This window comes from Nocardia sp. NPDC088792 (assembly GCF_044750615.1).
GTDB lineage: Bacteria > Actinomycetota > Actinomycetes > Mycobacteriales > Mycobacteriaceae > Nocardia.
This window is the reverse complement of sequence record NZ_JBIVKC010000002.1, coordinates 1,505,706-1,523,598: the sequence shown is the minus strand read 5'-3', so window position 1 is coordinate 1,523,598 and position 17,893 is coordinate 1,505,706. Positions and strand designations below refer to the sequence as shown.

General features: G+C 68.5%; 19 protein-coding genes. 7 read left to right on the top strand and 12 right to left on the bottom strand.

Annotated features, from left to right (window positions below):
* Positions 1-105: 105 nt before the first annotated feature.
* Together ACIP5Y_RS16320 and ACIP5Y_RS16315 are read right to left on the bottom strand one after the other, a co-directional pair.
* A complete protein-coding gene (locus tag ACIP5Y_RS16320) occupies positions 106-1,674 on the bottom strand; it encodes a hypothetical protein (protein WP_400350900.1) in 1,569 nt (522 codons plus the stop codon).
* Positions 1,659-2,426, bottom strand: a complete 768-nt coding sequence (locus ACIP5Y_RS16315; RefSeq protein ID WP_400350899.1) for an ABC transporter ATP-binding protein — start codon at positions 2,424-2,426, stop codon at positions 1,659-1,661. The genes ACIP5Y_RS16320 and ACIP5Y_RS16315 overlap by 16 nt, the downstream gene beginning before the upstream one ends.
* A gap of 116 nt (positions 2,427-2,542) precedes the next feature.
* On the opposite strand from ACIP5Y_RS16315, the gene ACIP5Y_RS16310 reads away from it, so the two are divergent.
* The 3 genes from ACIP5Y_RS16310 to ACIP5Y_RS16300 are packed head-to-tail and all read left to right on the top strand — an operon-like array spanning position 2,543 to position 4,133.
* On the top strand, positions 2,543-3,427 hold the full coding sequence (locus ACIP5Y_RS16310) for an alpha/beta fold hydrolase (RefSeq protein WP_400350897.1): 885 nt from the start codon (positions 2,543-2,545) through the stop codon (positions 3,425-3,427).
* 53 nt (positions 3,428-3,480) lie between these two features.
* On the top strand, positions 3,481-3,687 hold the full coding sequence (locus tag ACIP5Y_RS16305; RefSeq protein ID WP_400350895.1) for a DUF2191 domain-containing protein: 207 nt from the start codon (positions 3,481-3,483) through the stop codon (positions 3,685-3,687).
* Positions 3,678-4,133 carry a PIN domain nuclease gene (locus ACIP5Y_RS16300; RefSeq protein ID WP_400350893.1) on the top strand — a complete coding sequence of 152 codons (456 nt, stop codon included), beginning with the start codon at positions 3,678-3,680 and terminating at the stop codon, positions 4,131-4,133. The genes ACIP5Y_RS16305 and ACIP5Y_RS16300 overlap by 10 nt, the downstream gene beginning before the upstream one ends.
* Here the strand turns inward: ACIP5Y_RS16300 and ACIP5Y_RS16295 are convergent.
* Positions 4,125-4,604, bottom strand: a complete 480-nt coding sequence (locus ACIP5Y_RS16295; protein WP_400350892.1) for an SDR family NAD(P)-dependent oxidoreductase — start codon at positions 4,602-4,604, stop codon at positions 4,125-4,127. The two genes, ACIP5Y_RS16300 and ACIP5Y_RS16295, sit on opposite strands and share 9 nt — an antisense overlap.
* 25 nt (positions 4,605-4,629) lie before the next feature.
* On the opposite strand from ACIP5Y_RS16295, the gene ACIP5Y_RS16290 reads away from it, so the two are divergent.
* Entirely contained in the window at positions 4,630-4,848 is a 219-nt protein-coding gene (locus tag ACIP5Y_RS16290; protein WP_400350890.1) for a MerR family DNA-binding protein, read from the top strand.
* Here ACIP5Y_RS16290 and ACIP5Y_RS16285 read toward each other — a convergent pair.
* On the bottom strand, positions 4,817-5,827 hold the full coding sequence (locus ACIP5Y_RS16285) for a helix-turn-helix transcriptional regulator (RefSeq protein WP_400350888.1): 1,011 nt from the start codon (positions 5,825-5,827) through the stop codon (positions 4,817-4,819). The genes ACIP5Y_RS16290 and ACIP5Y_RS16285 overlap by 32 nt on opposite strands.
* A 102-nt stretch (positions 5,828-5,929) precedes the next feature.
* On the opposite strand from ACIP5Y_RS16285, the gene ACIP5Y_RS16280 reads away from it, so the two are divergent.
* Positions 5,930-6,340, top strand: a complete 411-nt coding sequence (locus tag ACIP5Y_RS16280; protein WP_400350887.1) for a VOC family protein — start codon at positions 5,930-5,932, stop codon at positions 6,338-6,340.
* Positions 6,341-6,370: 30 nt separating this feature from the next.
* On the opposite strand, the gene atzF is transcribed toward ACIP5Y_RS16280, so the two are convergent.
* The 5 genes from atzF to ACIP5Y_RS16255 all read right to left on the bottom strand — a co-directional run bounded on the left by atzF (position 6,371) and on the right by ACIP5Y_RS16255 (position 13,023).
* Positions 6,371-7,990 (bottom strand): allophanate hydrolase, encoded by a 1,620-nt coding sequence (atzF, locus tag ACIP5Y_RS16275; RefSeq protein ID WP_400350885.1) that lies wholly within the window; start codon positions 7,988-7,990, stop codon positions 6,371-6,373.
* 14 nt (positions 7,991-8,004) lie between these two features.
* Entirely contained in the window at positions 8,005-10,017 is a 2,013-nt protein-coding gene (locus ACIP5Y_RS16270; protein WP_400350883.1) for a 5-oxoprolinase/urea amidolyase family protein, read from the bottom strand.
* Positions 10,014-10,631, bottom strand: coding sequence for an urea amidolyase associated protein UAAP2 (locus ACIP5Y_RS16265; protein WP_400350882.1), 618 nt, complete (start codon positions 10,629-10,631; stop codon positions 10,014-10,016). Before ACIP5Y_RS16265 ends, ACIP5Y_RS16270 begins: the two co-directional genes overlap by 4 nt.
* Positions 10,628-11,377: a DUF1989 domain-containing protein gene (locus ACIP5Y_RS16260; RefSeq protein WP_400350881.1), complete on the bottom strand. Its 750-nt coding sequence runs from the start codon at positions 11,375-11,377 to the stop codon at positions 10,628-10,630. Before ACIP5Y_RS16260 ends, ACIP5Y_RS16265 begins: the two co-directional genes overlap by 4 nt.
* An 89-nt stretch (positions 11,378-11,466) precedes the next feature.
* Positions 11,467-13,023: an amino acid permease gene (locus ACIP5Y_RS16255; protein WP_400350879.1), complete on the bottom strand. Its 1,557-nt coding sequence runs from the start codon at positions 13,021-13,023 to the stop codon at positions 11,467-11,469.
* Positions 13,024-13,226: 203 nt separating this feature from the next.
* Here ACIP5Y_RS16255 and ACIP5Y_RS16250 point away from each other — a divergent pair, with 203 nt between their 5' ends.
* Positions 13,227-13,907, top strand: coding sequence for a TetR/AcrR family transcriptional regulator (locus tag ACIP5Y_RS16250; RefSeq protein WP_400350877.1), 681 nt, complete (start codon positions 13,227-13,229; stop codon positions 13,905-13,907).
* Here ACIP5Y_RS16250 and ACIP5Y_RS16245 read toward each other — a convergent pair.
* A complete protein-coding gene (locus ACIP5Y_RS16245) occupies positions 13,904-15,109 on the bottom strand; it encodes a TerD family protein (RefSeq protein ID WP_400351298.1) in 1,206 nt (401 codons plus the stop codon). The two genes, ACIP5Y_RS16250 and ACIP5Y_RS16245, sit on opposite strands and share 4 nt — an antisense overlap.
* A gap of 182 nt (positions 15,110-15,291) precedes the next feature.
* Here ACIP5Y_RS16245 and ACIP5Y_RS16240 point away from each other — a divergent pair, with 182 nt between their 5' ends.
* A complete protein-coding gene (locus ACIP5Y_RS16240; RefSeq protein ID WP_400350875.1) occupies positions 15,292-16,911 on the top strand; it encodes an MFS transporter in 1,620 nt (539 codons plus the stop codon).
* A gap of 3 nt (positions 16,912-16,914) precedes the next feature.
* Here ACIP5Y_RS16240 and ACIP5Y_RS16235 read toward each other — a convergent pair whose 3' ends face one another.
* Positions 16,915-17,310: an NUDIX domain-containing protein gene (locus ACIP5Y_RS16235; protein ID WP_400350873.1), complete on the bottom strand. Its 396-nt coding sequence runs from the start codon at positions 17,308-17,310 to the stop codon at positions 16,915-16,917.
* Positions 17,311-17,358: 48 nt separating this feature from the next.
* A complete protein-coding gene (locus ACIP5Y_RS16230) occupies positions 17,359-17,883 on the bottom strand; it encodes a hypothetical protein (RefSeq protein WP_400350871.1) in 525 nt (174 codons plus the stop codon).
* Positions 17,884-17,893 lie beyond the last annotated feature (10 nt).

Sequence of the window (17,893 nt, the reverse complement as noted above, 5' to 3'; positions counted from 1 at the left end):
TCGGTGCGTGAATTGCGGCAGTAGTCCGGTACCCGACTTTCCCGGCCTGCGCAGGTGTGGTGCGAGTAGCCGTGAATCTTCTTTGTTCTCGGGGGAAGTCGCAGGTCAGCGCGGCTTCACCATGGCCAGTAGCTCCGGCCCGCGGGTCTCCAAGCGGGTGGTGGCCAAGCGGACTCCGACCATTGCAGCAAACCCGCCGAGCAGCAGACCGACCGGTAGCGCGAGCCATTCCACGAAAACGTTGTGCACGACCGCGCCGACCGCCAGAATCGCCAGCACCGGCGCCGAAACCAGCAACTGCCCGAGACCGACCGTGAACTGCAGCAGTATTTTCGCGCAGCCCGGATTGCCGGAACCCGCGAACGGGTTACCGCGTTGCTGCGGCAGCGGATACGCCGCGTGCGTGGACAGGAAGATCGCCGCCGCCGCACCGACGCCCAGCAGGACCGGCAGCGTCGACAAAGCCCATGGATAGAGCCGCGCCTGCCCGAGCGCGCCGGGCAGGATCAGCGCGGCGAGCACCGCCACCGGTCCCACGATGAGCGCCCACGCGATCACCCGGCCACGGACATCCGCGCGCGGCGCACCCGGGATCACCAGCGTTTGCCAGACCGCGGTGCCGTCCAGCCCGTACAGATTGGTCGCGCCCATGGCGGCGAGCCACACCACGAATGCGCCTGCCAGCGGAATGGTTCCGTGCGATCCGTTCTTCAAGGACAGGAAGATCGGCAGCACGAATCCGATGAGCAGCAGCGGCAGCAGGGTGGCGCGCCGGCGGCTGTCCCGCCACCAGGTGCGCAGCTCCTTGGTGACGACCGCGCCGACCGGAGTGGCGGGGATAAAACGTTCCAGCACACCGGCTTTCCCGTCCACGACCTGCCCGGCGGGCGCGGGCGGGAGGGTGAGACGGCGTTCCAGCAGCAGCGCCCAGATCTGCCACAGCACCAGTGCGACGGCGATCAGTCCCAGGAGCGGCAGCAGCGCGAACAGCCACCGGCCCCGGGTGGCCGACTCCACCGCGTACGGGGCCCAGCCGGACGGCACGGCGCGCAACGTGCCCGCCAGGGTGCTGTTCGAACTCTCCAGGGAAGGGCCGAGATTCGTGATGAGCAGATTCAGCGGGTAGTAGGCGAGGCCGATCAGGCCCGCGAAGAGCACGCCCAGGTCCCGGCCGCGGCGGGAGCGCATGGCGGCGCCCAGCCAGCCCATGACGACGCGCGAGAGCAGCACGACGAAGATCAGTTGCAGGATGGCGCCGAGCGCCGCGATCGCCATGGCGCCCAGGCCATACGGCGCCGCGAGCAGGACCAGTCCGCCGAAGGCGATGAGGTTCACGATGGCCGAGGGGCCCGCGAAGGCGGCCGCGCCCAATCCGTAGGCCAGCTGCCTCGGGGTCAGCGGCAGCAGCCGGAACTGTTCCGGCTGCAGGGTTTCGTCACTGCTGCCGGTCAATACCGGGCCGCAGATCCAGCCCAGGGTCCAGGCGGCGAACAGGGCCGCCGCCACCGTGACGCCACCGTGCAGGGTGTCGTGCGCGGCCGCGATGAGGTAGACCGTCACCACCGCCGCGGCCAGTCCGAAGGCGGTGCCCAGCCAGAAGTTGAGCGCCGCCCGGCCTTCCCGCATGGACCGGCGGGTGATCTGCACCCGCATCCGGATCAGGACGCCAACCACGAGAGTCCTTCCTCGCCACCGACGTGCCCGCCCACCAGCCGCACGAACGCCTGCTCCAGCGTGCCGTCCCCGCGCACCTCGGCGATCGTCCCGCCCGCCACCACCTGCCCGCGATTGATGACGGCGACTCGATCGCACATGTTCTCCACCAGCGCCATCACATGACTGGAGAGCACCACCGAGCCGCCCGCGCCCACGAACCGCTGCAGGATGGTGCGAATCGTGCTCGCGGACACCGGATCCACGGCCTCGAAGGGCTCGTCCAGCACCAGCAGCTTCGGCGCGTGCAGCAGCGCGGTGGCCAAGCCGATCTTCTTCCGCATACCGGCCGAATAGTCCACCACCACAGTGTTTTCCGCGTCGGTCAGCTCCAGCACGGTCAGCAGCTCATCGGCGCGGGCCACCACGGTGGCCTTGTCCATGCCACGCAGCAGTCCCGTGTAGTTGAGCAGTTCGCGTCCGGTGAGGCGCTCGGGCAGCGAGAGTCCGTCCGGCAGTACGCCGACCACGGTCTTGGCGCGCACCGGATCGGCCCAGACATCGGTGCCGAAGATGCGCGCCGTCCCCTGATCCGGCCGCAGCAATCCGACGGCCATCGACAGCGTGGTGGTCTTACCGGCGCCGTTCGGCCCCACCAGGCCGAAGAACGATCCGGCGGGCACCGCCAGACCCACCCCGTCGACCACCCAGGGTCCGCCGAACCGCTTGTACAACCCCTCCAAGCGAAGTGCCCACACCTCGTCGGAAGCCATTGCCCCTCCTCGCAGCATCACCATGATGCTCTGACGTCACCATACGGTTCAGCCACGGGTCCGGGTTCGATCACACGTTCGTGGCGGGAGTCCCGCGGCGCGGATAAGTTGATCTCATGCACGAAGCCAGCACGGATGCGCAACTCGCGGAATCACTTTCAGGCGATTTCCGCAGCGACCACGCTCGGGTCGGCGGAACCCGGATCCACTACGTCGCGGGCGGGTCCGGAGAGCCGCTGATCCTCCTCCCCGGCTGGCCTCAAACCTGGTGGCAGGCCCGCAAGATCATGCCCCTGCTGGCCCGCCGCTACCGGGTGATCGTGGCCGAACTCCGCGGCATGGGCGCCTCGGACACCCCCGCGGACGGCTACGACAAGAAGACCATGGCCGAGGACATCCACCAGCTGATCCACCACCTCGGCTACACCTCCGCCTTCGTCGCCGGCCACGACATCGGCTCGATGGTCGCCTTCAGCCTCGCCGCCAACCACCCCGAATCCGTCCGCAAACTGGCCCTCCTCGAGGAACCCCACCCCGACGAGGCCCTCTACGACTTCCGCCTCCTCCCCACCGACGACCAACGTGCCAAACACCGCTGGTGGTTCGCCTTCAACCAGGTGGCCAACGTCCCCGAGGACCTCCTGGAAGGCCGCGGCCGAGTCCTCATCGACTACCTCTGCACCCGCAACCTCCGCAACCCCGAGGCCATAGACGAGCAGGCCCGCGAGATCTACGCCGCCGCCTACTCCCGCCGCGAAGGCATCCGAGCCGCCAACGGCTGGTACCAGAACTTCGCCCGGGACATCGAGGACGGCAAGAAATACGCCCCCCTCGAAATGCCCGTAGCCGCCCTCTACTTCACCGGCCACACGGACGTCCTCACCAGCCTCGCCACCCGAGCCACCTCGGTAACCCCCTTCGAAATCCCCAACTCCGGCCACTACCTGGCCGAAGAACAACCAGACCTGGTAGCCGCCCACCTCGCCGACTTCTTCGGCTAGCCACGCCACCTTCGATATATACTTGATCAACCATCGGGTATATAGGAGGGGTTATGACCAAGCGCCTGATCGAGATCGATGACGAACTACTCGAGGCCGCCCAGCGAGAACTCGGCACCAGTGGCGTTTCGGACACCGTGCGGGTCGCGCTCCGCAACGCCTCGGCCATGGGCGCGCGCGCCCGCGAGATCGAATGGCTCACCGGCGGCGGTCTGGAATCGATGCAGGATCCCGAGCAGAGAGGTGAGGTGTGGCGCTGACGGCTCGTTTCCTCATCGACACCAGCGCCGCGGCGCGCATGCGATATCCCGCGGTGGCACAAGAACTTTCGCCCCTCATCGAGCACGGTCTGGTAGCCACCTGTGCCACATTGGATGCCGAGGCGCTGTACAGCGCCCAGACCCCGATCGAATACGAGCAGATCAAGACCCGTCGCCGTGACGCCTACGAATACCTCCCGACCGATGACGAACACTGGCAGCGCGCCTTCACAATCCAACGGGAGCTGGCGCGAACAGGCCGTCATCGATCGGTCGGCATCCCGGACCTCCTGACCGCGGTCCTCGCCGCTGAACACCGCCTCGTCCTGATCCACTACGACGCAGACTTCGAAACAGTTGCCTCCGTAATCGACTTGAATCACCGCTGGGTAGTCCCGCGCGGCACCCTCGAACGCCCGCCGACCGCTGACGACCCCTCACACTGAGGCGGATCCGTGGTGGGTGATCTCCAGGTCCCAGTCTTCGCGGGGCTGGCGGTACAGGGTCCAGTAGTGCTCGGCGATGAGGGACGGGGCGGAGTCGGTGCCGGGGATTATGGGGCAGTCGATGGTGACGGTGGCGGCGTGGAGGCCTTGGGGGGCGTAGGTCTCGTGGAGCATGGTGGTGAGGGCTCGGACGCCGGCTTTGCCGAGGGAGAGGCTGGTGTAGCGGGGGTCGGGGGCGGGCATGCCGCCGGTGAGGATGAGGGTGCCGGAGCCGCGGGCGATCATGGCGGGGGCCAGGTGGCGGGCGGCGATCAGGGCGCCGAGGACGTTGACGGACCAGGCTTGGAGGTGGGACTCGATGCTGAGTTCGTCGGGGCGGTCGCGCTGGATGATGGCGGCGTTGTAGACGAGGACGTCGGGGACGCCCTGGTCGGCCGTGATCGCGTCGAGTGTTTCCGGCGGATACCGCACCTATGAGGGTTCGGATATCCCGCAGGTGCGCAAGATTCGGGCCTTGCTGGCCGCCGGTTTCGGGACGTCCGCGATCGCTACCCTGCTGCCCTGCCTGGAGATCGAGGACGCGCAGCTCACCGCCACCTGTCAGGAGATGGCGACGCACCTGCGGGCCCAGCACGCCGAATTGACCGCGACCATCGATGCACTCGATCGGAATCGGCACGCCGTCACCGATCTGCTCCGGACGGTTCCGCTCTGATCGCTGCCCGCGCGAAACGAGTGGCCAGGTCCGAGAAGGCTGTTCGTAGTTCTTCGGGGCCGATCACCTCGATATCGGCGTCGAATTTGGCGAAGGCGGCCGCGAGGCCGGGCCAGGACCACGAGCCCAGGGAGAGTCGGCTGCGGTTCGGGCCTGCGCTTTCGAGCAGGCCGTCACCGAGGTAGGGCGAGATGTCTGCGGCGGGGAGGTCGATGATCGCTTCGCCGCGGCATGGCCAATCGGTGGAGGTGCCGGAGCCGCGGAATCGGCTCAGTACGAACGATTGCAGGTCCGCGGACGGCAGTTCTCTCGGGGTGAAGCGCGGGCCGGGCGGTATGCGCGGGGTTATCCGGTCCGCGCGGAAGAGACGCCAGTCATTGCGGTCGAGGTCCCATGCGACGAGATACCAACGGCCGCGCCAGGTTACGAGGTGGTGGGGTTCGACGCGCCGGGGCGGAGTGCGGGGGTTGCCGGACTCGGCTCCGCCGTCGGCGGGGGCGTAGTCGAAGCGGAGCACCTCGCGGGCTCGGACGGCAGCGCTCAGGGTCACGAGTGTGGTGGTTTCGAGCTGTGGATTCGCTTGTGCGGCTGGGGCTTCAACGGCCGTGAGATGGACGGCCTCGATACGGCGGCGAAGCCGGGCGGGCATTACCTGGCGGACCGTGTGCAGTGCGCGGGCCGCCGATTCCTCGATGCCCGCGCCCGCCGTGGTTGCTATCTGGAGGGCGATGGCCAGCGCCACGGCCTGATCGTCGTCGAAGAGCAGCGGTGGCAGTTCCGCACCTGCTTCGAGGCGATACCCGCCATCCGGCCCCTTGTACGCGGCAATCGGATACCCGAGTTCACGCAACCGATCGACATCCCGGCGCACGGTGCGCGGGCTGATCTCGAGCCGTTCGGCCAGCAGCGCACCCGGCCAATCCCGTCGAGCCTGAAGCAGGGACAGCAATGCGAGCAGCCGTGCCGAAGTTTTCTGCACCCGATCGATCCTGCCAGGAGAAGAGGACACACCCTGTCCTCTTCCACTGGAAATCTCGGTGACGGCACAAGGCCGAGCAACGCTACGAACGCAGGAGCGACCATGACCATCGACACTGTCACTCACATCAACCTCCGCGGCAACGCCCGCGCGGCACTGGAGTTCTACCGATCCGTCTTCGGCGGCGACCTCACCGTGATCACCTACGCCGACGCGCACAGCGTGCAGGACCCGGCCGAGTCCGATCAGGTCATGTGGGGCCAGGTCACCTCGCCGGAAGGCTTCCGCATCATGGCCTACGACGTCCCCGCGTCGCGCCCCTGGGAACAGGGCATCGGGTCCTACTTCGTCTCCGTCCGTGGCAAGGACGCCGACGAAATCACCACCTACTGGCACGCACTCAGCACCGACTCCACCGTCGTGGTCCCGCTGGCACCGGCCGGCTGGGCACCCCTCTACGGCATGCTGACCGACCGATTCGGCGTCACCTGGGTACTCGACGTAGCGGCCTGACCCGTATAACCGCTGGGCCGTCGCCCGCTGTCAGTTGATTGCGCCGGCGGCTAGGGCGGCGCGCCAGCCGCCGTATTCGCTGATGTCCTTGGCGGTGTCGGCGGCGGCACCGGTGCAGGCGAAACCGGTGCGCCAGGAGCCGTCTTCGAGTTCGACCGCGCCCAGTTGCATGGGGGTGGGGAGGGCGGCGAGGAAGGTGCCGAGGGCGGCGGGGGAGAGGAGCCAGCGTTCGCCCTCGATGGTGGTGCCGGATTCGGTTTCGGGGGAACGGGTTACGGCGGGTTTGGGTGGGGTCGTGTCGAGGGCTGCGAGGCGGTAGTGGGGGGAGGTGCGGACGGGGCCGTCCCAGCGGGCGCCGAGGGTGGTGAGCTGGTGTTCCAAGGGCTGGCCGCGGAGGTGGGCGCCGAAGACGATCAACTCCTGGAATGGGGCGATGGTCAAGGGCCACACCGCATCCGGGGCGGACGGCGAATCGGTGAGGAGGGTGGCTATGTCGAAGGCGACGGCATCTTCGAAGGGGCGGGCGAAGACGGTTATGCCGAATCGGGCTTCGGCTGCGGTGCCTGCGGGGACGGCTACGGCGCAGAGGTCGAAGAGGTTGCAGAAGTTGGTGTAGGTGCCGAGGCGGGAATTGACGCCTATCGGGTCGGCGGCCACCTCGGCGATCGTCGGATGGCAGGGGACGGTGGGGGTGAGGAGGGCGTCCGCGCCTGCCAGGCTCGCCATGGCTGTCGCACGGAGGCGGGCGAGTTCGGCTTGATCGGTGGCCAGGCGGTGGGCGGGGAGATCGCGGGCGGCGCTGATGATCGCGCCTACCGTGGGGTCGACCGAATCGGGGTGCTCGTCGACGAATTCGCCTACCGCCGAATACCTTTCGGCCACCAGAGCGCCACCGTAGAGGAGGGTGGCGGCCGCGAGAAAGGGGGCCGGGTCGATTTCGACGATGCGGGCGCCGCGGGCTCGGAGAGTGGCGAGGGTGCGTTCGAATACGCTGTGCCACTCGGGATCCAGGTCGGGGAGATCGCGGAAGATCGCCACCGTAGGATTCGGCGGTGCGCCGAGCCGGACGTCGGCGGGCCACGGGCGGGCGGGAGCGCCCGCCGCCATGACTCCCATTGCGCGACCGGCCAGGTCGAGATCCGCGGCGAAGATGGTGACGCAGTCGTAGGAGCGGCAGGCGGGGACCACGCCTGCCGTGGAGACCACGCCCAGGGTCGGCTTGATGCCGACTATGCCGTGCAGTGCCGCGGGCACCCGGCCGGAGCCCGCGGTATCGGTGCCGATGGCGATATCGGCCTCGCCGTGCGCGACCGCGGCCGCCGATCCGGAACTCGAACCGCCGGAAACGTATCCGGGCCGGACAGCGTTCTCGACCACCCCGTACGGGGAGCGCGTGCCGACCAAGCCGGTAGCGAACTGATCCATATTGGTCTTGCCCACGACCACCGCGCCCGCGGCGCGCAAGGCGGCGACCGCGCCCGCATCCTGTTCCGGCACATAGGCATAGGCGGGACAGGCGGCCGTGGTCGGCAGGCCCGCCACATCGACATTGTCTTTCACCGCCAGCCGCAGCCCGGCCAGCGGACCGGTGGCGAGGGCGGCATCGGCGGCCACCTCATCGGCGGGGCGTCGGTGGATCCACACGGTCATGCTCGGTCCTCCTGCTACGGGGTTACGGTGAGTTCGCCGGTCGCGCGCCACGAATTGCGTTCCGCGGTAAAAGCATCGGACTGGGCGGAGCGGAAATCCGCGATGGACGCCGCATTGTCGGTGAGGAAGCGGCGGTAGTCCGCCAGCCGGAACTCGCCGTCCTCGGCCGAGAGTTCGCCCCGGCCGGCAGCACAGTCGGCGCGCAGGTCCAGCAGCTCCTCGGCGCTGACCGGGTACCAGCTGATGCGATCGAAATACCGCAGCAGCCAAGGATCTTCACCGAGACCGGTGGAGCGGTGATTCCAGACCTGGGTGGTACGGCCCACGAACTGATAGCCGCCGGGACCTTCCATACCGTAGATGCACAGATACGCGCCGCCGATACCGACCGCGTTCTCCGGCGTCCAGGTACGGGCCGGGTTGTATTTCGTGGTGACCAGGCGGTGCCGCGGATCGGTGGGCGTCGCGACCGGCGCGCCCAGGTAGACGTCACCGAGACCCAGCACCAGATACTCGGCCGCGTACACGATGTCGAAGACCTCCTCGACCGTGGCCAGACCATTGGCGCGGCGGATGAATTCGATATTCCACGGGCACCAGGGCGCATCCGCGCGCACCCCGTGCATGTACCGGGTGATGGCCTCCCGCGTCGACGGATCGTCCCAGGACAGTGGCAGGCGCACGGTGCGGCTGGGCACCACGAGTTCGTCGGCGGCCGGCAGATCGGCCTCCACCTCCGCCAGCAGAGCCAGCAGTCGGGCGGTCGGCAGACGATCCGGGTCATGCCGCACCTGCAGCGAGCGGACGCCGGGCGTGAGTTCGGTGATACCCGGTTCGGCGCGGTCCAGCAGTGCCCGGTGCAGGGCGTGCACGCGAGCGCGCAACTCCAGATCCAGTGTCATCTCACCGTATTCGACGAGCAGGCCGTCATTGCCCGCGCGTCGGTAGGTCACCGCGGTATCCGCGGTATCGCGCCGGGCCAGTACGCCGTCGTCACCGTCACCGCCGGAGGACAGCACCACCGGCCAGGACGCCCGCCGCTCCGGCCCGAGGGCGCGCAGCGAGGCCGCGCGATCCGCGCGCACCGGGACGAAGCGCACCGTATCGCCCGGGGTGAGCTGCCCCAGCTTCCAGCGCTCCGCGGCCACCACCGTGACCGGGCAGACGAAACCACCCAGGCTCGGGCCGTCCGGGCCGAGCAGGATCGGGGTGTCGCCGGTGAAGTCCAGTGCGCCGATGGAATACGCGGTGTCGTGGATATTCGACGGATGCATGCCCGCCTCCCCGCCATCCGGGCGCGCCCACTGCGGCTTCGGGCCGGTGAGCCGCACACCGGTGCGGTCGGAGTTGAAATGCACCTCGTAGTCGGACCCGATGATGGTGTCGAAGTCGGTGCGCGTGAAGAACTCCGGCGCACCGTGCGGGCCCTCGGTGACGGCCAGTTCCCAGCGGCGGGTCAGCACCGGCTGATCGTCACCCGGAACGCCGGCGCTCACCCGGCCCGGCGCGCCGAGCGCGAACCCGTCACCGGCGGCGAGCGCCCGGCCCGTACCGCCGCCGAACTTGCCGAGCGTGAAAGTCGCACGGCTGCCCAGATATTCGGGCACGTCCAGGCCGCCCGCGATCAGGATGTAGCACCGCATACCGGGCCCGCGCACCGCGCCGACATCCAGTACGCCCCCGGCGGGCACCAGTGTGGTTCCCCACTGCCGCACCGGTTTTCCGTTCACGGTGACCGGGGTGGGCGCACCCGTGACGCACACCCAGGTCGCGTGCTCGAAGCGCAGCGCCGGACCGCCGAGCGTGCATTCGAGCCCGGCGGCGCCCTCCGGATTACCGAGCGCCCGGTTCCCGAGCCGGAACGACAGATCGTCCATCGGCCCCGACGGCGGCACGCCCACATGCCAGTACCCGACCCGCGCGGGCCAATCCTGCACTGTCGTCTGCATACCCGGCCGCAGCACGTGCACCACCGGATCGGCGGCGGGTGCGGGTAGCGTCACGGGCTGCGGCAGGACGGCGGTCATCGCGTCACCACCATGCGCACCGGGGTGGGATCGAAACCATTGCAGGGGTTGTTGATCTGCGGGCAGTTGGAGACCAGCACCAGGGTGTCGGCCTCGGCGTGGAGCGTGATCTTCTTGCCCGGCGCCGACAGCCCGTCCACGATGCCCAGGGTGCCGTCGGCTTCGACCGGCACATTCATGAACCAGTTGATGTTCGAGACCAGATCCCGTTTGCCCAGCCCCCATTTCATGCCTTCGGCGAGAAAGTTCTCCACGCAGGCATGCTGGTGCCGGGTGTGATGGCCGTAGCGCAGGGTATTGGATTCCTGCGAGCACGCGCCCGCCACGGTGTCGTGATTGCCGACCTCATCGGCCACCACGGTCATGAGCGCCGTGCCGTTATCGGTCAGCAGCACGCTGCCGGTGGTCAGGAAGATATTGCGCTGCGCGGTCACGGTGGCCTGGGCGCTGTAGCGGTCGGTGTGATCGGCGGCCGCGTACAACAGGCAGTCCACCGCCTGATTGCCGTGCAGGTCGATGATCTCCAGCTGCTCCCCGGCCCGTACCACGGCCGACCAGGGCGCGCGGGCGGGAACCGTCTGATCCAGGACGACGGTACGAGTGGTCGCGATCATGCGAAGACCTCCGAAGTGCGTGCGTGCCAATCCCGCTCGGTGTTCTCCACCGCGCGCAGGTATTCCGGATCGGTGTTGTGGACGGCGCCGAGATCCCCGGGCGCGGACCAGGCGACCACATCGAGATCCGTTGGGGGAGTGGGGTCCAGCGGATGCGCGGCATTCGCGATGAGCAGCGTCACCGGCAGGTGGACGAGCAGATCCACCACTGCGCCCGCGCCGGCGCCGCCCGTCGCGGTCAGCCCGCCGTCGGATTCGACGCGCACCCCGCGGAAGAACGACACCGAAGGCCCGATATCGCGCGGTTCCAGACCGTGCTTCGCGCCCGCCATCCGCAGCTGGAAGCGCCCCGCCTCGGATGGCCCGCACAAGGTGTCATGGTGTGCGGAGGAATCGGCGACGATGGTCGCGAGGATCCGGCCCTGATCCGACAGCAGCGGGTGACCGGCGCCGAGATACGCCTGCCACGGCACCTTCACCGTATCGGCCACATTCAGCCGCTCCCAAGGAGATTCGGCGCGGAACAGCAGCAGCTGCGCACAGGCCGACCCGAACGGATCGGACAGCCGCACCCGAGTGCCGCGCGCCAGCACCGCATTCGCATAGCCGCCCGCCGGAATGCGCTGGGCGAAGGTAATGCCCGCGGCCTCGACCCCGGCGGGCTGTTCCGGCCCGCTGACGATCGCCGCGGCGGCCTGGGAGCGGGCGTGCGCTCGCGCACCGGAGGTGTCTGCCGTTCTGGTCATCGATACTCCTCGAGTCGTGGACCTGGTTGTGGCCGAGAGGGATTCGCGGTGGCCTGCGCGCCCCGGCGAGCAGGCCACCGCGGGCCGATTCAGGCCGGTTGGATCGCGAGTTCGGCCGCCGGTGCCCGGCCGGGGGTCACCAGCCGATGCACCACCACGCCCACCAGCACCGTCGCCAGGACGAAGAGCGGTGCGGCCCAGAGCAGCCACCAGCCGCCGCCGGTCGGGGTGTAGACGGCGGCCCGCGGCCAGGCCAGGTTGATCGCCATGGCGATGCCCCACACCACGGCCAGGGCATTGATGGGAATCCCGTAGCGGCCCAGCGCGAACAGCGGCGCGCCGGTCTCGGTGTTCGCGGCGTCGGCGGGCCAGCCCTTGATGCGGCGCAGCAGCAGCGGCACCGTGACCAGCAGATAGGCCAGGTACAGCATGACGATGCAGACGCTGGCCAGGGTGGCGAAGATGGCCGCATTGCCGAGGTTCAGCACCAGTAGCGCGATGCCCAGCACGCCGATCGTCACCGACGGCCACACCGGGGTGCCGAAGCGCGGGTGCACGGCCGCGAGCTGCTTCGCGAACGGCAGCCGCCGGTCCCGCGCCATGGAGAACATGAGCCGCGAGCCCGCGGTCTGAATCGCCAAGGTGCACACCGTGATCGCGCAGGCCACGCAGGCCAGCACCACCTTGCCGGCGGGACTGTCGAGTTTGGCCTCGATCACGTACGCCAGCCCGCCGCTGCTCAGCGACCCGTCGGTCAGGCTCGGGGCGGCCATGAGCGCGCCCAGCAGGATGAGCCCGCCGCCCAGTCCGGACACCGTCAGGGCGGTGAGGATGGTGCGCGGCGCGACCTGGCGCGGATTCCGGGTCTCCTCGGAAAGCTCACCGGCGGAATCGAATCCGACCATCACATAGGCGGCCATCAGGCCGGAGACCAGGAAGGCGGCCCAATACGGTCCGGGCGCCGCGCCCGCGGTGTGCAGCACCACGCCCGGCCCGCGATCGGCATGCGTGAAGAACACCGCGATCACCGCGCATACGCCGACGATCTCGATGGTCACGCCGAGCGAGTTGATGCGTGCCATCCAGTCGATGCCGATCACATTGATGACGGTCGTGATGACCAGCAGGATGCTGCCCAGCAGGACGGCATTGGTGGCGCCGCTGCGCGAGGTGAGATCGCTGTTGCTGCCGATGAGCTGGAAGCCGGACCAGATGGTCGGCAGTACCACTTGCAGGGCGATCGCCGCGGCCGCGGCGGTGACGATCTGGGCGATGATCATCATCCAGCCCGCGAACCAGCCCACCAGTTCGCCGGCCAGCCGGCGCGACCACTGGTAGATGCAGCCCGAGATCGGATAGCGCGCGGCCAGTTCGGCGAAGTTCAGCGCGACCAGGAATTGGCCCGCGAAGACGACCGGCCAGGTCCAGAAGAAGGCGGCGCCGCCGAAGGAGAAACCGAAGCCGAAGAACTGAAAAATCGTGGTCAGGATGGAGACGAAGGAGAATCCGGCCGCGAAGGAGGCATAGCGGCCGAGCTTGCGATGCAGGACGGGCTGGTAGCCGAAGCGGGCCAGATCGGCGCTGTCGGCGGTATCGGAGATGCTCGGCGGTCGGTCGGGGGCTGAAGAGTCGGCGGTGGCAACCATGGCGAATCTTTCGGCGAGCGGTGGAATATCTATCGCTTGAAAGTTTTCCGCGCGCGATCGCTTCGCCGGTGACGCCGATGTATCGGTCCCGTGGCCGGGGGTAACTTCTGCGTTGCCGGTATTTCTATCGAATGACAGAAACCTCACGGGCGGGGCCGAACAGGCACGATGTCCCGATACGCCGGAATGCCGGGTAGGACAGAATGAAGCCCGTGACCCATGCCGGACCCGGTCGTCCCCGCCTCGAACCCCGCCGCCGCGCGGGGCAGACGCCGCGCGCCGAAATCCTCGACGCGGCGGCGGAGCTGTTCACCGCGAACGGTTATGGCAATACCTCCACCCGCGGCATCGCCGATGCGGTCGGCATCCGGCAGGCCTCGCTGTACCACCACTTCGCGGCCAAGGACGACATCCTCGATGCCCTGCTCGCCGAAACCGTCACCACACCATTGGAACTGGCGGAGCGACTGGAAGGCGTCGAGGCGCCCGCCGTCGTGCGGCTGTATGCGCTGACCTGGTTCGACGTCGGCCAGCTATGTGCTTCCCGCTGGAATCTCGGTGCGCTGTACCTACTCCCGGAGCTACGCAGCGATCGCTTCGCGGTATTCCGGGAGCGGCGCGACAAACTGCGTGGGCACTACGAAACACTGAGCCTCGAACTCATGGCCGAGACCGGCGGCACCGCCGTCCCCCGGGCAGAACAGCTACCGTTCCGGCTGGTCGAATCGGTCATCAATATCCGCTCCGACGAGGGCACGGCGCCCGAATACGCCGCCCAGCTCATGCCGGATGCCATCCTGCGGCTGCTCGGCTGGGACGGCGACCTCGCGGCGGCCCGCACCGCCGCCATCGCGCTGATCGACCAGCAGACCTCCGCCGGCTAGGACTTCCCCTTCGACGTACCCCACTTCAAGCCCCAGCCGTAGGCCTGATCGACCGCCATCTTGCCCCAGAAGCGGCGACCCTCCGGCGGCGGGACGAAGCGGCCCTCGCGACGAACCACCAACTCGCCGTTGATGTTCTCGATCAGCGCCAGCACCATCTCGCGCGAATCATCGGTGCAGCCACCCACTTCCATCTCGATCGGCGCCGAATCGCGCGGGTACAGCGTGGCGGTCGCGTGCACGCCGCGGAAATCCTGCGCACCCTCGTAGAGGGACGCGAATACCAGGATGCGCCGGAACCGCGCGGTGTGATCGAGATTGACCGACAGGTTCTCGCCCGACGTGCTCGCACCCGTCCGGTCGTCCTGATCGAGTTCGATGAACGGCGGCTTGTGCAATGAGCCGAAGGTATCCAGGGGGCTGATCGAACCCTTCGAGCCGTCGGTCAGCTCCCAGAAGCAGCACAGGTCCAGATCCAGACCCTTGCCGCCGCGCTTACGGCCGAAGAGGCCACCGGAACTCGGCGCGGTCCAGTTCAGATTCACCCGCATGATGCCGCCGGTGGCGCCGTGCTTGGTCAGTGAGACCGCGGGCGACTCCTTGGTCAGCGAGATCTTCGCCAGATTCACCGCCGGCGCCGGCGGCACGGGCTGCGGTGCGGGTTGCGGAATCGGTTGCGGGGCAGGAGTTTCGTCGACCGAGATACCGAAATCGGTTGCGAGACCGGCCAGGCCGGAGGCGTAGCCCTGGCCGACGGCGCGGAACTTCCAGGCGCCCTGACGGCGGTAGAGCTCGCCGAGCACGAACGCGGTCTCGGAGGTGGCGTCGGTGCTGTCGAAGCGCGCCACCTCGGCGCCGGTGTCGGCGTCGACCAATCGCACGTGCAGCCCGGGCAACTGGGCGAAGGTGCCGCCGTCGGTGGACGCGGCGATCACGATCGTGTCGACCTGCGGTTCCACTCGCGGCAGTTGTACGACGAGCGCATCGGTGACCTGTGCACCGGACTGCTTGCCCAGATGCCGGACCGCGCCCGAGGCGTGCGCCGGCTGATTGTAGAAGACGAAATCACCGTCGGATCGGACCCTGCCGCCGACCAGCAGCAGGGTGGAGGCGTCCGCGTCCGGCACTCCCGGCCCCGCTTGCCACCCCAGTTCGACCCGAACTGTCGCAGCCCCTACCGGTACGTTGGAACCCTTCATCATCGACACGGTTCCCAAAGTAGCCGATCCGGACATTTCGGGCCCTGTCCTTTCCTGGCGCAACCTTCTGGCCTGCACCGGTAACGGCTAGACTCTGTCGAGTTCCGCGTGCCTACACCTTGTGACAGCAAATCTCGAGCACCATGGGTTTGCGCAGCTGTCCTCGACCAGGTTTGGAGCGATAGATGGCGGAAGTGGAGCAGGAACCCGCGATCACCGGCCGCAAGCGGTGGCTCGCCCTGGGCGTACTGGCCCTGGGCCTGTCCATGGTGGTGCTGGACGGCACCATCGTCTCGGTCTCGCTGCCGGTCATCATCGACGACCTGCAGCTGAATTTCACTCAGGCGCAATGGATCACCAGCATCTACGCGGTCGTACTGGCCGCCCTGCTGATCACCGCCGGCCGCCTGGGAGACCGGCTCGGGCGGCGGCTGCTGTTCGCGATCGGTGTCCTCGTCTTCATCGGCGGCAGTCTGCTCTCCGCCGCGGCCACCGGCGCCTGGCCGTTGATCGTGGGCCGCATGGTGCAGGGCCTGGGCGGCGCGTGCGTGCTGCCGGGCACCCTGTCCACCGTCAATGCCCTCTTCCGGGGCCGGGATCGGGTCATCGCCTTCGCGGTGTGGGGATCGGTCATCTCCGGGGTGGCGGCCATCGGCCCGCTGGTCGGCGGTTGGCTCACCACCAGCTATACCTGGCCCTGGATCTTCCTGGTCAATGTGCCGCTGGGCATCGTGGTGCTGATCGGGCTGGTGCTCTTCGTGCCCGAGACCAAGGTGGGCGTCACCGCGCCGGGCCTCGACATCGACGGATTCCTGCTCAGCGCAGCGGGTTTCGCATTGCTGGTGTTCGGGCTCATCGAAGGCCAGACCTACGGGTGGTGGAAACCGTTGCGGGAGTTCCCGTTCGCCGGCTTCACCTGGTCGCGCACCGCGTGGGTATCGCCCATTCCGGTACTGCTGCTGCTCGGCGTGCTGGCCTTGTTCGCCTTCGTGCGCTGGGAGATACACCGCAATCTGGTGCAGCGCTCGGCGCTGCTGGATCCGAAGTTGTTCTCCATTCCGGGTTTCCGCTGGGGCAATATCACCGCCTTCGCGGTCGCGCTGGGGGAGTTCGGGCTGCTGTTCGTGCTGCCGCTGTTCATGGTGAACGTGCTCGGGCTGACCACACTGCGCGCGGGCGTGGTGCTGGCGGCCATGGCGCTGGGCGCTTTCCTGGCCGCCGGTATCGCCGAGGGCCTGGTGCGGAAGATCGGCGCGGTGCGGGTGGTGCAGCTCGGACTCGCGTTCGAGGCGGTCGGGGTGGCCATCGCCGCATTGGTGCTGACACCGCACATGTCCGAATGGTGGCTGGCGCTGGTGCTGGTCTGCTACGGCATCGGGCTCGGTATGGCGTCCGCGCAACTGACAGGCACGGTCCTGGCCGATGTCCCGCCCGCCCAGTCCGGGCAGGCGTCCGCGACGCAGAGCACCGTGCGGCAGGTCGGTTCGGCCTTCGGCATCGCGCTGATCGGTGCGCTGCTGTCGGGGGCGCTGGGGCATGCGCTGCCGCACCGGCTGCAGTCGGTGCACGACCTCTCCGCGCGGAATGCCGACACCATCGCCACCGCCACGCGGGAATCCGCCGGTGGCACCATCACGGTGGTGCGCCGGCACGACGGCGCCACCGCCGTCGTGGACGCGCTCTGCCGCGGTTTCACCGACGCCACCCGGACCACCCTGCTGGCCGCCGCGATCTTCCTGCTGCTGGGATTGGCTGCGGCGACGCGGATTCCGATCAGTGCCGCCATCCCCGCCGAAGAGTCCTGACGGTCAGTCGATGAGGCCCAGGTCCCGGACCCGCTGGAACACCAGCAGCGAACCGGGGGCAACGTGCGGCATGGCCGCGTATTCGGCGAGCGTGAACCAGCGGAGTTCGGCGATCTCGCCGGAGGCGCTGGGCTCGTCGGCGAGTTCGCCCAGATAGCAGGTCATGTGCAGGCGGGTGCCCGCCGGATGCCCGTACGCCTCGGCCTCGAACACGCCGAGTTCGGTGACGGCCGTGGCCGCGACGCCGAGTTCCTCGCGAATCTCCCTGTGCAGCGCGGTTTCCGGGGTCTCGCCCGGGTCGATCTTGCCGCCCGCCATGTAGAAGACATCCTTGCCCGTGGACCGGGTCTGGAGCAGACGACGATCCCGGATATGTGCCAGCGCCGCGGTGCGAATCACCCGATCCACCCTAGCCAGGACTATCGGTCCACCGGTCGCCGGGGCTTTTCAGCTGGTGGGCGGAGCGATCCGCCAATGCCGCTGCAGGGCGTCGGCTATCTCCGGGAGAATGACCACCGGAATGCGCTGCTGCCGCAGCATGGTCCGGATCTCGTTGACCTGCTCGCGCTTGCGATGGTCGTAGGCATTGGCGATCGGGCGCACCACCGGCGGAATCGACAGCAGCACCAGCTCCTGATGCGGCTCGTCGCCACCGTTGAGATCCAGCGCCAGCGACCACCGCGCGTGCTCGTCCAGCGCGAACCGGCCCGCCACCACCCGATCCCAGGCGATGGTCGAGGTCGCCCACGGCGTCCGGCGCACGATCGACTGCTCCGACAGCAGCACTCCGTCCCGCCCGAACAGCGCGAACATCAGCGCGATACCTACCACCACCCCGATCGCGATGCCCGTGAAGATCCGGTTCAGCCCGAACACACCCACGATCACGCCGCCGATCAGCACGGCCAGCAGCAGCCCGGCGCTGCCGTACCAAGCAGCTCGCCGTCCCGGCACCACCCCTGCCCGAACCATCGTCCTCCGA

What these genes read in the sequence shown, in the direction of transcription:
- ACIP5Y_RS16260 (WP_400350881.1), bottom strand. Translation starts at nt 11,377, where the DNA reads ATGACCAGAACGGCAGACACCTCCGGTGCGCGAGCGCACGCCCGCTCC.
- ACIP5Y_RS16280 (WP_400350887.1), top strand. Translation starts at nt 5,930, where the DNA reads ATGACCATCGACACTGTCACTCACATCAACCTCCGCGGCAACGCCCGC.
- ACIP5Y_RS16310 (WP_400350897.1), top strand. Translation starts at nt 2,543, where the DNA reads ATGCACGAAGCCAGCACGGATGCGCAACTCGCGGAATCACTTTCAGGC.
- ACIP5Y_RS16240 (WP_400350875.1), top strand. Translation starts at nt 15,292, where the DNA reads ATGGCGGAAGTGGAGCAGGAACCCGCGATCACCGGCCGCAAGCGGTGG.
- ACIP5Y_RS16250 (WP_400350877.1), top strand. Translation starts at nt 13,227, where the DNA reads ATGAAGCCCGTGACCCATGCCGGACCCGGTCGTCCCCGCCTCGAACCC.
- ACIP5Y_RS16305 (WP_400350895.1), top strand. Translation starts at nt 3,481, where the DNA reads ATGACCAAGCGCCTGATCGAGATCGATGACGAACTACTCGAGGCCGCC.
- atzF (WP_400350885.1), bottom strand. Translation starts at nt 7,990, where the DNA reads ATGACCGTGTGGATCCACCGACGCCCCGCCGATGAGGTGGCCGCCGAT.
- ACIP5Y_RS16245 (WP_400351298.1), bottom strand. Translation starts at nt 15,109, where the DNA reads ATGATGAAGGGTTCCAACGTACCGGTAGGGGCTGCGACAGTTCGGGTC.
- ACIP5Y_RS16255 (WP_400350879.1), bottom strand. Translation starts at nt 13,023, where the DNA reads ATGGTTGCCACCGCCGACTCTTCAGCCCCCGACCGACCGCCGAGCATC.
- ACIP5Y_RS16230 (WP_400350871.1), bottom strand. Translation starts at nt 17,883, where the DNA reads ATGGTTCGGGCAGGGGTGGTGCCGGGACGGCGAGCTGCTTGGTACGGC.
- ACIP5Y_RS16315 (WP_400350899.1), bottom strand. Translation starts at nt 2,426, where the DNA reads ATGGCTTCCGACGAGGTGTGGGCACTTCGCTTGGAGGGGTTGTACAAG.
- ACIP5Y_RS16265 (WP_400350882.1), bottom strand. Translation starts at nt 10,631, where the DNA reads ATGATCGCGACCACTCGTACCGTCGTCCTGGATCAGACGGTTCCCGCC.
- ACIP5Y_RS16270 (WP_400350883.1), bottom strand. Translation starts at nt 10,017, where the DNA reads ATGACCGCCGTCCTGCCGCAGCCCGTGACGCTACCCGCACCCGCCGCC.